Annotated in this window: 12 protein-coding genes and 1 tRNA gene; 5 read left to right on the forward strand and 8 right to left on the reverse strand. The window is 52.8% G+C overall.

From position 1 onward, the window contains the following. Positions 1-26: 26 nt before the first annotated feature. A complete protein-coding gene (gene metH / locus FFI90_RS04690) occupies positions 27-3725 on the reverse strand; it encodes a methionine synthase (protein WP_144776743.1) in 3699 nt (1232 codons plus the stop codon). A 241-nt stretch (positions 3726-3966) separates the two neighbouring features. Here metH and nfuA point away from each other — a divergent pair, with 241 nt between their 5' ends. Together nfuA and FFI90_RS04700 are read left to right on the forward strand one after the other, a co-directional pair. Continuing rightward, entirely contained in the window at positions 3967-4554 is a 588-nt protein-coding gene (gene nfuA / locus FFI90_RS04695; protein WP_144776744.1) for a Fe-S biogenesis protein NfuA, read from the forward strand. A gap of 194 nt (positions 4555-4748) precedes the next feature. After that, positions 4749-5954, forward strand: coding sequence for a DUF445 domain-containing protein (locus FFI90_RS04700; RefSeq protein ID WP_222120471.1), 1206 nt, complete (start codon positions 4749-4751; stop codon positions 5952-5954). A gap of 12 nt (positions 5955-5966) precedes the next feature. On the opposite strand, the gene FFI90_RS04705 is transcribed toward FFI90_RS04700, so the two are convergent. The 5 genes from FFI90_RS04705 to FFI90_RS04725 form a co-directional block, all read right to left on the reverse strand. Then, positions 5967-6293: a TusE/DsrC/DsvC family sulfur relay protein gene (locus FFI90_RS04705; RefSeq protein WP_144776745.1), complete on the reverse strand. Its 327-nt coding sequence runs from the start codon at positions 6291-6293 to the stop codon at positions 5967-5969. Positions 6294-6296: 3 nt separating this feature from the next. After that, positions 6297-6581 carry a sulfurtransferase complex subunit TusB gene (gene tusB, locus FFI90_RS04710; RefSeq protein WP_144776746.1) on the reverse strand — a complete coding sequence of 95 codons (285 nt, stop codon included), beginning with the start codon at positions 6579-6581 and terminating at the stop codon, positions 6297-6299. A 37-nt stretch (positions 6582-6618) separates the two neighbouring features. Beyond that, positions 6619-6969 carry a DsrE family protein gene (locus tag FFI90_RS04715; protein ID WP_144776747.1) on the reverse strand — a complete coding sequence of 117 codons (351 nt, stop codon included), beginning with the start codon at positions 6967-6969 and terminating at the stop codon, positions 6619-6621. A gap of 2 nt (positions 6970-6971) precedes the next feature. Next, positions 6972-7388: a sulfurtransferase complex subunit TusD gene (tusD, locus tag FFI90_RS04720; RefSeq protein ID WP_144776748.1), complete on the reverse strand. Its 417-nt coding sequence runs from the start codon at positions 7386-7388 to the stop codon at positions 6972-6974. A 118-nt stretch (positions 7389-7506) separates the two neighbouring features. Then, complete coding sequence (locus tag FFI90_RS04725; protein ID WP_144776749.1) at positions 7507-8226, reverse strand: Bax inhibitor-1/YccA family protein; 720 nt, start codon at positions 8224-8226, stop codon at positions 7507-7509. A gap of 257 nt (positions 8227-8483) precedes the next feature. Here FFI90_RS04725 and FFI90_RS04730 point away from each other — a divergent pair. Then, a tRNA-Ser gene (locus FFI90_RS04730) sits at positions 8484-8574 on the forward strand. 2 nt (positions 8575-8576) lie between these two features. Here FFI90_RS04730 and FFI90_RS04735 read toward each other — a convergent pair. Next, a complete protein-coding gene (locus tag FFI90_RS04735; protein ID WP_144776750.1) occupies positions 8577-8936 on the reverse strand; it encodes a site-specific integrase in 360 nt (119 codons plus the stop codon). A 161-nt stretch (positions 8937-9097) separates the two neighbouring features. After that, positions 9098-9280: a hypothetical protein gene (locus FFI90_RS04740; RefSeq protein WP_186317907.1), complete on the reverse strand. Its 183-nt coding sequence runs from the start codon at positions 9278-9280 to the stop codon at positions 9098-9100. Between the two features lie 310 nt (positions 9281-9590). Between FFI90_RS04740 and FFI90_RS04745 the strand changes: the two genes are divergently transcribed. Then, positions 9591-10535: an ABC transporter substrate-binding protein gene (locus FFI90_RS04745; protein WP_222120472.1), complete on the forward strand. Its 945-nt coding sequence runs from the start codon at positions 9591-9593 to the stop codon at positions 10533-10535. Further along, a complete protein-coding gene (fhuB, locus tag FFI90_RS04750) occupies positions 10532-12532 on the forward strand; it encodes a Fe(3+)-hydroxamate ABC transporter permease FhuB (protein ID WP_144776751.1) in 2001 nt (666 codons plus the stop codon). The genes FFI90_RS04745 and fhuB overlap by 4 nt, the downstream gene beginning before the upstream one ends. The last annotated feature ends 13 nt before the right edge of the window (positions 12533-12545 follow it).

Genomic DNA, 12545 nt, shown 5'->3' on the forward strand with positions numbered 1-12545 from the left:
ATCCTGTCCGAGTGTAAGACTGGTCATTACTCCGCCGGATCATATGCGAGGCTGGGTGCCAGCCACCGTTCCGCTTCCGCTTTGGAGAGACCTTTGCGCTCAGCATAGTCTTCAACCTGATCTACGCCAATTTTACCTACTGCAAAGAACTTTGAATCCGGATGCGAAAAGTACCAGCCTGAAACTGCCGCCGTCGGGAACATGGCAAAGTGCTCAGTCAATTCAATGCCGGTTTTTGCGGTCGCGTCCAACAGTTGGAACAGTGTTGCTTTCTCGGTGTGGTCCGGGCACGCCGGGTAGCCGGGAGCCGGGCGGATACCGCGATAACGTTCCTTGATCAGGTCTTCGCTCGCAAGTTGTTCATCGGCATCGTAGCTCCAGAATTCCGTGCGAACACGCTCATGCATGCGCTCAGCAAAAGCTTCGGCCAGACGATCCGCCAAGGCTTTCACCATGATCGCGTTGTAATCATCGTTGGCGTTTTTATATTCAAGGGACATTTCTTCCGCACCAATACCGGTGGTAACCGCAAATCCACCAACATAGTCGCAATACTCAGTGCCTTCTTCGGCCACAAAATCAGACAGCGCCATCATTGATTTACCCGGCGCTTTTTCATCCTGCTGACGTAAGTGGTGCAGGGTGGTCAGCTCTTCGCTGCGGGTATCGTCGGTGTACACTACAATGTCATCGCCGCGGCGATGCGCTGGCCAGAAACCGATTATGCCTGAGGCACTTACGCGCTTTTCGTCAACCATTTTACGAAGGATGATCTGCGCGTCATCAAACAGGTTTCGGGCCGCTTCACCGCGTTTGGGGTCATCAAATACCTGCGGGTATTTTCCGGCGATATCCCAAGAGATGAAGAACGGTGTCCAGTCTATGTAGGGCACCAGTTCATTAAGATCATATTCTTTAAATACCCGAGTGCCGGTGAAGGCCGGCTTGGGTGGCACGTAATTTTCAAAGCTGACCTCAGGGGCTCTTGCTCGTGCCTGTTTAAGGCTGACAAGCTTGGTTCGGTCACCGCGCTGTTTCCGACGCTCCCGTACTTCATCGTATTCTTTACGCGCAGCGTCCACGAGCGCAGGTTTGGCTGTTTTGCTCAGCAGTTGCGATGCAACGTTAACGCATCGGGATGCGTCCGATACATAAAGAGCAATGTCGTTTTTGTAGTGAGGCTCAATTTTAACCGCCGTGTGGGCCTTCGAGGTGGTAGCGCCGCCAATCATCAGGGGCAGGTGAAAGTCCAGACGCTGCATCTCCCGGGCGACATGTACCATTTCGTCCAGAGATGGCGTGATAAGACCGCTCAGGCCGATAATATCCACGTTGTGTTCTTTCGCTGCTGCCAGAATCTTGTCGCAGGGCACCATCACGCCCAGATCGATGACCTCATAGTTGTTACACTGCAACACCACACCCACGATGTTCTTGCCAATGTCGTGCACATCGCCCTTTACCGTCGCCATCAGGATTTTACCTTTGGCTTGCTGGTCCTCAGATTTTTCCGCTTCGATAAAGGGAATGAGATGGGCTACGGCCTGTTTCATTACGCGGGCGCTTTTAACGACCTGGGGCAGAAACATCTTGCCTTCACTGAACAGGTCGCCGACCACGTTCATGCCGTCCATCAGCGGACCTTCAATGACATGAATCGGGCGCTCGGCCTGTTGGCGGCACTCTTCAGTATCTTCGATAATAAAGTTGGTAATGCCCTTTACCAGAGAGTGTTCCAGTCGCTTGGTTACTGGCCATTCGCGCCACGCCAGATCCTCTTCCTGGGTCTTTCCGCCCTTGCCTTTATAGCGCTCGGCGATTTCCAGCAGGCGATCTGTGGAATCATCCCGGCGGTTGAGTACTACGTCCTCAACCAGCTCCTTCAGTTCGGGGTCGATCTCATCGTAAATCACCAGTTGGCCCGGGTTTACAATACCCATGTTCATGCCAGCCTTGATGGCGTGGTAGAGAAACACGGAATGGATGGCTTCACGCACCACATCGTTGCCACGGAAGGAGAAGGACACGTTGCTCACGCCGCCGGAGATAGACGCATGGGGCAGGTTCTTCCGAATCCAGCGTGAGGCATTGATGAAGTCGACGGCGTAGTTGTTGTGCTCTTCGATACCTGTGGCGATGGCGAAAACGTTGGGGTCAAAAATAATGTCGCCGGGATTGAAGCCGATGCCGGTCAGAACATCGTATGATCGCTTGCAGATTTCAGTCTTGCGCTCATAGGTATCCGCCTGTCCTTGCTCATCAAAGGCCATAACAACAACAGCAGCGCCATAACGCATGCAGTCACGGGCCCGTTTGACGAACTCTTCTTCGCCTTCTTTCAGGCTAATGGAGTTCACCACCGCCTTGCCCTGAATACAGCGCAGACCGGCCTCGATGACTTCCCACTTGGAGGAATCAATCATGATCGGGACGCGGGAGATATCGGGCTCTGAACCAACCAGGTTAAGGAAGGTGACCATCACCTCCTTGGAGTCCAGCATGCCCTCGTCCATGTTGATGTCGATGACCTGAGCGCCGTTTTCAACCTGATCCCGCGCCACGCTCAGGGCTTCTTCGTACTGCTCCTCTTTGATGAGGCGCAAAAAGCGCTTGGAGCCGGTTACGTTGGTGCGCTCACCCACATTTATAAACAGGCTGTTTTCGTCCGCAGTGAAGGGTTCAAGGCCGGACAGTCGCAACGCTTTCGGGCGCGTCGGTACCTTCCGCGGTGGATACTTGGAAACCGCCTTGGCTACCGCCTCAATGTGCTCAGGGCGCGAACCACAGCAGCCGCCAATGATGTTAAGGAAACCGTCGCGGGCGAAGCCTTCAATGATGTCGGCCATTTCCTCGGGCGTTTGATCATATTCTCCCAATTCGTTCGGAAGACCCGCGTTGGGGTGCGCGCTAACGTAGGTGTCGGCTTTGCCGGACAATTCTTCAACGTATGGGCGCAGTGCGTCGGCACCCAACGCGCAGTTCAACCCGACAGAGATAGGCCGGGAATGCGCGATTGAGTTCCAGAAGGCTTCGGTAGTTTGCCCGGACAGGGTGCGGCCAGAGGCGTCGGTGATGGTGCCGGAAATCATGATTGGCAGCTCGATGCCGCTGTCTTCAAAATACTGTTGAGTCGCGTAAATGGCCGCTTTTGCGTTCAGCGTATCGAATATGGTTTCGATGAGGATGATGTCGCAACCGCCCTCGACCAGGCCCTCAACTGATTCATAGTAGTTATCGACCAGAGTCTGGAAATCGACGTTCCGAAACCCCGGGTTGTTTACGTCCGGAGACAGTGAGGCCGTGCGGGACGTAGGCCCCACAGCGCCAGCTACAAACCGGGGTTTGTCCGGGTTTTTTGCGGTAAACTCATCCGCAACCTGGCGTGCCAGCTGCGCGGCAGCCACATTCAGCTCTTTAGCGATGGCTTCAAGGCCATAATCCGCCTGAGACACTCGGGTTGAATTAAACGTGTTGGTCTCAATGATATCTGCACCGGCGTCCAGATACTCTGCATGGATGTTTCGAAGCAGGGCAGGTTGGGTAAGGTTCAGCAGGTCATTGTTGCCCTGAACTTCCCGATCGTAATCGGCAAACCGATCGCCGCGGAACGCTTGCTCATCCAGTTTCTGGTTCTGGATCATGGTTCCCATGCCGCCGTCGAGAATCACAATGCGTTCTTGCAGGACTTTGTGAAGTTGTTCGATGCGAGTGTTGCGATCGGTCATAGTCAATATTCCGGAAGTCGTTATTAACGGCGTGTTTGGTTTTATGGCGCGGAATGATAGCAAAATGCCGGAGCCAGTCGTAGCTCCGCGCGCGTTGTTCTTTACTTACGTCAAGCGTGGCGTGCGGAGGCTATAGTACGTGAAAGTGATTACCCTGATAAAGACCCACTAAATTACTTGGTCTTTCATGTTGCCGCGAACTCCCTTAAAATGAAGTTAAACTTACCAACGGGTTGAAAACATGGCTTTGGTTACTGTGACAGATCCCGCACGGGACTATCTTGCACAACTTATTGAAAAGCAGGATGTTGAAGGCATGGGCGTACGTATTTTCGTAACGCAGCCAGGCACCAGAAACGCTGAAACCTGCCTGGCTTATTGCCCGCCTAACGAGATCGTACCTACGGATGAGCAGGTAGACCTCGAAAAGTTCACCTTGTACCTGGATCACAACTCTGTGCCATTCCTTGAGGAAGCCTTTGTAGACTACTCAAAGGATCAGATGGGTGGGCAGCTCACAATCAAGGCTCCGAATGCCAAAGTTCCAAGCGTTGATGAGAACGCGCCTTTGCCCGACAGGGTGAATTATGTTCTGGCTTCGGAGATCAATCCGAACCTTGCAGCCCATGGCGGTGATGTATCCTTGGTTGAAATCGTTGACGGATCTGTCGCCGTTCTGAGGTTTGGTGGCGGTTGCCAAGGCTGCTCAGCGGTCAGTCTTACACTGAAACAGGGAGTTGAATCTACCCTCAAAGAGCGTGTCCCCGAAATCACGGCTGTTCGCGATGTAACGGATCACACGCAAACCGAGAACGCCTATTACCAGTAACGGGCACCTTTAAAGTAGTTTGCCAGGTGCGCGCAGCCGCACTTTTCCTCTCGCGATGGCTGCTCGGCCAATGTTCCACTGGCCGAGCTTTCGCATAATCTACCCCCTGGACCAAGGGCGATAGATATCCCGCCCGATCAAAAATGACATAATATGCAGGCTCAAGGTCTGCACATGCACAACCGGGGATCCCCTTGCTCGACGCTGCACTTTTATCCGTGCCTGTTATGGCCGCCTTGGTGGGCTGGTTTACCAATTGGCTTGCTATAAAAATGTCTTTTTACCCGATACGGTTTATCGGTGTTGGTGTCCTTGGATGGCAGGGCGTTATTCCGCGCAAGGCGGAGAAAATGGCGCATATCTGCATCGACCGAACGCTGCGGCAATTTGGTGATCTGAACGCCGTTTATCAGAAGCTTGAACCTCAACATATTATTGAGCAGGTGGTCTCTCAGGTAACGCCAAGGCTGGATGAGTACATTGATGAAATGATGTACGAAACCCAGCCGGTGCTTTGGGACAATTTGCCCCTGTTTTTGCGCCGGCGGATTTATCAATGGGCACGTGAGCAGCTGCCTGCCCGGATTGAAAACCTCGTTGAGGATTTCGGCGACGACCTGGATGAGTTGGTCGACCTCAAAGCATTGCTGAGCCGCGAGCTGCAGCAGCACCCCGATCTGATGAATCGCATATTTCAGCAGGCCGGCTCGGTTGAGCTCCGATCGGTTATCAATCGTGGGGCCATTATTGGCGGAATCTTGGGCTGCTTTCTTGCGGCTGTATGGTCAATCTATCCGGAACCCTGGTTATTACCGATTGGTGGGTTCCTGATCGGTTTTATCACAAACTGGCTCGCCATTACTTTGCTGTTTGCGCCGTTGGCGCCTCGCAGGTTTCTGTTTTGGAAAATCCAGGGCTTATTTTTACGTCGTCAGCCTGAGATCAGCGACATCTGGGCAAAGCTGGTTGCCGAAGAACTGATAACCGTGGAGAAGGTGGCTGACGCCATGATCAACGGTAATCAGGGCGACCGCACTCGCGCCATCATGCAAAAGCACCTGCGGCCTTTACTCGATAACTCACTGCTGATGAAGCTCGGTGCTCAGGTCACCGTTGGCATGAGCGGTTATACAGAGTTGAAAAAAGCCATGAACCAGCAGGCATTGCTCGCGACCCACGATGTGTTCAGTAACCCCGGTTTCAATAAAGAGCGTGCGCCCGTTGTCGCGAGTGTATTGGCGGGGCAAATGAAGGCGCTACGGCCCGCAGAATTCCAGGACATACTCCGCCCGGCGTTTCGCGAGGAAGAAGTTCAATTGATGTTTATTGGCGGAGTGTTTGGTGCGCTTGCAGGCGCCTTTCAATTGATAGTTCTGGCATATTCTGCATGGTGGGCATAGGGCCGGAAATCGCTAAAGGCAGTTTGTCGGCCGCGGTAGACCAGCAATACGGCATGCGGTTTTTGCGGGAGTGCCCGGGAACAATTGCATGAGATAAATACTGTTGCCCCTTTCTTCACCCAAGGCCTCTTTCACCGATTTGACGAACAGTCGGTTCGAGGGTGGAGGCATATCATGTTCTTTGTAAAATAAGCGCAGGAACTTGATGATTTCCCAATGTTTTTCATTGAGTTTTATGTCGTCTGCTGCAGCAATCGCAGTCGCGGCTTCAGGCGTCCAGTCGCTTGCGTTCTCGAGAAAACCTTCATTGTTTCGGGCGGGTATTACGCAGTCTGTCATGGTTCACCAGCTGATTACGTTTTGAGCCTGGGCTGTCAGATCAACCATAGCGGGATAGTCCACCAGGGCAGCCTCGCCGGTGCATTGGCCGAGCCCGCGAGCAGCTACATCCGGTGCCAGAGCATACACGCGAATGCCCGCCAAAGTGCTGCATTGTGCGGCAAGGGCCAATACAGCGTTCTCAGTGAGAAGCAATGCGTCGCCGGGCATCAGCGCACCCATACACGCTACCGAACGCGGATGTTCGGGTGCCTTGTTCAGAATGTGGAGCGTATGAATGGGGGTCATAACAGGTTCCGACTCTTTGTTAGAGCGTCCTTGGGAATCAGCCGGCAAAGGCGGTATGTTTGTACTGATTAAGTAAATCGGAGCTGCTTTCAGACATTACTACACCAGCCACCATATCTTCCAGCGTAAGCCTATAGCGAACACAGGCGGCAGCGTCTGCATACATTGCTTCAACGCCAAAAATGGGTGCCGCCGAGAGGTTTTTTTCTACGGACTTCTGTTCCACTTCGCTTGTTTCCTGGAGCTTGCGCAACCAGTTAACCCCCGCCCCCGTAAACAGCAGCGCTACAGGCTGGTCAAACGCGGCGAGGGAAAATGCCATATCAAGGGCTTCGCGGCCCGCCCAGGTTCCGTAAGGAGGCTGGTCAATCACAATCAACGTGCTCACGCTCAACCTCCTGCATGGAAATAGATAACGCGCGAAGATGCCATAGTGCCTTCAACCCACTCACCAAGCCCGGCTATCACGAAAGGTTCGAGAAGATTGCTGGCGGGTAGTTCATAGCGTTTTTGCTCAGACTCGTTTACGAGCCCGCGCCTTAAGGCGGACGCGACACAGGCTACGCCCGGAATGTCGTTATCCTTCAGAAATATCGCCCACTCGGCAGGCCAACTGGTTTCATCTGAAGGTGGCGCAGAGAACGCTGAGGCAAGATGAACCCCGTCGCCATAGAGAAATACCCTATCCAGCGTATGGCCTGCTGCGATCGCCGACCGGGCAAACGACAAGGCTGTTTGCGGAGCCTGGGAAGAGTAGGGTGCTCCGGTAATAACCAGCGTGTAGTTTTGAAGTTGGATAGCGGCCATGGTTTCAGTTCTTGCCTGAGTGCAGTTTCAGCCTTAGATTAGCCCAGTGTACCAATAGCAAAAACCCCGGCAAAGGCCGGGGTTTCCGCAAACTTATCGGCGCAAAGGGCGCCGGATATTAATCGTTGCCGGAGAAGGCACCGATGAGGTGCAGCAAGCTCACGAACAGGTTGTAGATGTTCAGGTACAGGCCAGTGGTAGCCATGATGTAGTTGGTCTCGCCACCGTTCACAATGCGGCTGGTGTCATACAGGATGAAACCCGACATCAGGAACACAATCGCAGCGCTGATAGCCAGGCTGATTGCTGTGATCTCAACGCCAAACATACCCGCAACGATGGAGCCCAGAGCTGCAACCAGTACAACAACCAGGCCGGCAACCAGCATGCCACGCATGAAGCTGAAGTCTTTTTTCGTGGTCAGCACGTAGCCTGACAGGGCGAAAAACACCAGGCCAGTTCCACCCAGGGCCTGCATGATGATTTGCCCGCCATTGGAGAACTGCAGGTAATACGTCAGAATCGGGCCAAGTGAAAGGCCAAGCAGGCCGGTAAAGGCGAACACAACAGCAATACCGGCAGAGCTATTGGCAGTGCGTGGTAGCACCAGCCAAATCAGAGCAAGTGCGCCCAGACTGCTCACAAGGCTTGCGCCTTGGCTCAGGCCAATGGACATTGAAACGCCCGCCATGACAGCACTGAATATCAGTGTCATTGCAAGCAGCGTGTAAGTGTTTCGCAGAACCTTGGTCGCTGAAGCACTGATTGGTGCGGTAGCGGATCCGCGGGCAATCATGCCTTTGCGATTCTGCTGAACATTGTACTGTCTGTTTTGCATTCTGATCTCCGGTTTAATCCAGCTTGTTGGGTTGCTGGCGTCAGGCACGGAGCCTGATGAACGCCAATCACCTGGAATTACACTCCATAGTAATGTCGAATTCTGAACTTTCAATCATTTACGACACGAAAATGCCCTCCGGATTCCATTAAAAGCAGTTAATGTCGGAATCTGCCGCCAGTTTTGCACAGGGCGTTGACAGCACAGGCAATTCCGGTATGATGCACACCGCTGTCGTTCGACAGTAATGGAAAAACGGTGGGCTGGCAGAGTGGCTTAATGCAGCGGTCTTGAAAACCGCCGTACGTTAGTAGCGTACCCGGGGTTCGAATCCCTGGCCCACCGCCATTTTACTCTTGAACATAGGCGGTTGGGAGAGTTTCTCCAAACATGAGAACATGTCCGTAAAGTTCATGTGCACTCCTTATATTATACAGCTTCATATAATCCTTCCGTATGTTTTCGATTCCATGCCGAAATAGGCACGGTTTTCTTTTTCTGAGAATATCCCTCGTTGTGCGCTTGTCATCGTTTGAACGGCTCGCTAACCGGCTGTCACTCGTTAATGCTTGTTTTTGATTGCAAGCCTTCAGTGCAGTTACGCCCATTTCTAGCTCTGGTGTCCAAGGTATAAAACCCTTGCGCCCGGTTTTGCTGCTTTTAAAGCGTATGCCGCCATCCCGCAAGGCATTCCGCAGCATGGCCAGCATATTGCCAACCAGCTCTGCATACTTTTTAGCGTCTCTTTTTTTTCAGCGCCCAGAGTGATCCACGTCTTCCTTCCTTGAGCGTAGTTCCGTAGATTCGAGGGTGTTTTGAACTATTGAACCATTACAGTACCACCGGTCTTTATCGGGGGGGGGGGGGCGTTTCAGGCATATACTCGAGAACAACTTCCGTTTCGGATGTCAATCGAGACATTTGCCAACAAACCCGCACTGCCGATGCGCTCAAGCGTTTCGATATCGGTACCCAGGATCTGCTTGATCAGCCGGCCGCGTAAATCATAAACGAAGTGATGCCCCAGCACCGTGAGTGAAAGTTGAGCTGCCAAGGTAACCACCAGCAAGAGCAAAACCAGTCCGAAAAAGGTTGGCAACACCTGCGCTGATTAGACTCAGAAGTATAATGATAACGATGGGAAGGCGGTACTGGCGGAAAACGATGGCGAGTAGCTCCATCGGGGCTCCAGGATAGTGGCTGGAATGACCAGTGCAATGTATAATAATAATCAGTTGCGTTTATGGTCTCTTAAAAATACTTCGCACGCAAACCGGCTTTTCGGGTACATGGCATTAAAGGTGTGTACGGCGAAGTGCCATGGGTCCAATTTCTCAGCCATGTTAGTTTTTTTGGATAATTTGTTGCTATCCGTCCGTTATTTTGGTCATCCGCAGGCCCGTGTTCGGGGTTTTCTGCTACTGCCATTTTTCTTTCTGACGTTTGTGTCTCTGAATGTCGACGCGTCGGTATCCATCCCTTCACATTCCCAGAATGAAACCCCGCGAGTGGCGGCCATTGATTGGACGCTGGTCGAGACCCTTATGTCTTTAGGGATAGTGCCGGTTGCGGCGGCTCAAATTAGGGACTACCAGGCCTGGGTCGTGGAGCCGTCACTTCCTGAACAGGTTGTGGATATAGGCCTGCGTGCTCAGCCCAATCGAGAGTTGGCTGCTTCATTAAATCTTGATCTTGTCCTGACATCCCCTTTGTACGGTGCAATAGAGCCCACTCTTTCACAGATAGCATCGGTTCAAACATTGACCACATACAATCCAGAGAACGATTTTTGGCAAAACCTTGTAGAGACGACAAGACGGGTTGGCGAGCTGACCAACCACTCGGCAGAAGCTGAGGCCGTTATAGAGCACCACCGCAGGCAAATTGACCAGATGAAAGAAAAAATTGCCACGGATACCCCTCCGCTTTTGGTCGTTCAGTTTATCGACGATCGTCATGTGCGTGCTTATGGCAAAGGCAGCTTATACGACATGGTGATCAATCGACTCGGGTTGCAAAACGCCTGGAAAGGCGAAACGAATATGTGGGGCTATACCACGGTCGGTATAGAAGAACTGATTACTGAGGGCTACCTGGTTATTGTTGATCCGGTTCCCATGAGTGCAGAGGGGGTTTTTGACAATAACAGGCTCTGGCAAGCGTTGCCGGCCGTTCGTCATGATCGGGTTCTATCGTTACCCGCTGTGTGGAGTTTTGGTGCACTACCTTCCGCAGTTCGCTTTGCTGACGAGTTGTATCAGGCACTGACTGATCAGCACGCCACTGAGCTCGGCTTGAAGAACTTATGATCTCATTACATCGGCGGGCCTCACCCGCGTATATCTGTTTGCCACTGGTTATCATCTGCGTTGTTATCACGTTCAATTTGTTGAAACAGACATTGCCAGACGTGAGCCAGGGCGCTTTCGATTTTTCTGTCGGGCTTTCCGGGCCCGAAGCTAAAGCGATGTCGACAGCCGTGTTTCAATTCAGCGTGCTGCCTCGGATGACCATCGCCCTATTGGTGGGTGCAGCGCTTGGCTTGGCTGGCGTACTAATGCAGCAGGTTTTGCGTAATCCTATCGCCTCGCCAACCACTTTGGGTGTTGCCAGTGGGGCGCAACTTGGCCTTTTGTTGGCCACGCTTTTTGCGCCCCGTCTCTTAGCCTTCGGCAGTGAATGGGTGGCACTGGCAGGGGGAGTAATCTCATTACTGATTGTGTTTTCCCTATCCTGGCATCGTCGGTTGGCGCCCGTTGCTGTAGTGTTGGCCGGCTTAGTCGTTAATCTTTATATCGGTGCGCTGAGCACGGTATTGATTCTTTTTCACCAGGAAGAATTTCGCGGCCTGATGATCTGGGCCGCTGGCTCTCTTGCTCAAAATAGCTGGAGCGACACCCTGCATTTGTTGCCCCGCCTGGTTGTAGTGGCAATCTTAGCCGGATTAATGGCGCGGCCCCTAGGGTTGTTGGAATTGGATGAATCCAGTGCCAGTAGCCTGGGCATATCCGTGCGTAAGCTTCGATTAATGGTCTTGGGCCTGTCTGTATTTATTACCGCATCTGCGGTTAGCCTGGTTGGTATCGTAGGCTTTGTGGGGTTGGCTGCGCCGGTGATCGTCAAACTGATGGGCGCGCGCACTCTGGCCCAGCGGCTGCTTTGGGCACCTGTGTTCGGAGGGTTGCTACTGCTAACAACCGATCTTTTTTTATTACAGTATTCTGCGCAGTTGCCTTCAATGGTTCCAACCGGTGCCATGACCGGGCTATTGGGAGCACCGCTATTACTCTGGCTTATTCCGCGATTATCCCTCAAAAGCACTGCGCCAAGCACATCTAAAACGACTTTACAGACAGCCCGTAAGCCTACCTCTCGAATGTTTCTTTGGCTTCTGGTTTTACTGACAACTGCATCAATTTTGGCTTTGTTCGTGACTCAATCCATCGGAGGTTGGGTATTCAATGGCACCGGTCAATGGGAGTCCATTGTTACTTGGCGAATTCCGCGGGTTCTGGCAGCAGCGGGGGCCGGCGTTCTGCTGGCTTTAGCGGGTGCGACCATTCAACGAATGACGGGCAACCCGATGGCCAGTCCAGAGGTACTAGGGATCAGCTCTGGCACTGCCATTGGATTGATTCTAACGATCTACTCTTCCGCCAACGTCACCGCGCCGCTGCTTATCTTGGCTGGCGCAACGAGTGCCGTCATAACGCTTGCCGTTTTGATTTTGTTGAATCGACGCACTGGATTTCAGTCTGAGCGTTTGCTCCTTACCGGAATCGCCATAGCGGCTTTATTCGAGCCATTAAGAAGTATTTTTCTTGCCAACGGTGACCCTCGTATCCAACAAGTGATTGCATGGATGTCAGGCTCAACCTATTACGTTGATTCTTCAACAGGTCTGAGCGCGCTGATTTTCGCTGTCATGATGGTGGCGCTAATCCCCCTGGTCACTCGTTGGCTAGATTTGTTGCCCCTCGGTCGTAATGTTGCGCTGGGTTTGGGGCTGAGTGTGGATAGGGTTCGGCTTATACTTCTGGCGCTGGTGGCCATACTGACCGCCTTCGCTACGTTGATTGTCGGGCCCTTGAGTTTTGCCGGTTTGCTGGCGCCCCATGTTGCCAGGATGCTGGGCTTCTCCAAGGCGTTACCTCATCTTGTAGGTTCTGCGATCGTCGGTGCTTTATTGATGATAAGCGCAGACTGGTTGGGGCGTCAGGTGCTGTTCCCTCAGGAAATTCCAGCCGGCCTAGTAGCCGCCCTTCTGGGGGGAGCCTATTTCATGTGGGGGCTAAGACGATACTGATGCTGGTGCAGCA

This window comes from Marinobacter maritimus (assembly GCF_007671675.1).
Taxonomy (GTDB): Bacteria; Pseudomonadota; Gammaproteobacteria; order Pseudomonadales; family Oleiphilaceae; genus Marinobacter; species Marinobacter maritimus.

Excerpts from the sequence above, each read along its gene's own strand:
- tusB (WP_144776746.1), bottom strand. The coding sequence starts at position 6,581 with ATGACCCCCATTCATACGCTCCACATTCTGAACAAGGCACCCGAACAT.
- FFI90_RS04705 (WP_144776745.1), bottom strand. The coding sequence starts at position 6,293 with ATGACAGACTGCGTAATACCCGCCCGAAACAATGAAGGTTTTCTCGAG.
- tusD (WP_144776748.1), bottom strand. The coding sequence starts at position 7,388 with ATGGCCGCTATCCAACTTCAAAACTACACGCTGGTTATTACCGGAGCA.
- metH (WP_144776743.1), bottom strand. The coding sequence starts at position 3,725 with ATGACCGATCGCAACACTCGCATCGAACAACTTCACAAAGTCCTGCAA.
- FFI90_RS04725 (WP_144776749.1), bottom strand. The coding sequence starts at position 8,226 with ATGCAAAACAGACAGTACAATGTTCAGCAGAATCGCAAAGGCATGATT.
- fhuB (WP_144776751.1), top strand. The coding sequence starts at position 10,532 with ATGATCTCATTACATCGGCGGGCCTCACCCGCGTATATCTGTTTGCCA.
- nfuA (WP_144776744.1), top strand. The coding sequence starts at position 3,967 with ATGGCTTTGGTTACTGTGACAGATCCCGCACGGGACTATCTTGCACAA.
- FFI90_RS04735 (WP_144776750.1), bottom strand. The coding sequence starts at position 8,936 with ATGCTGGCCATGCTGCGGAATGCCTTGCGGGATGGCGGCATACGCTTT.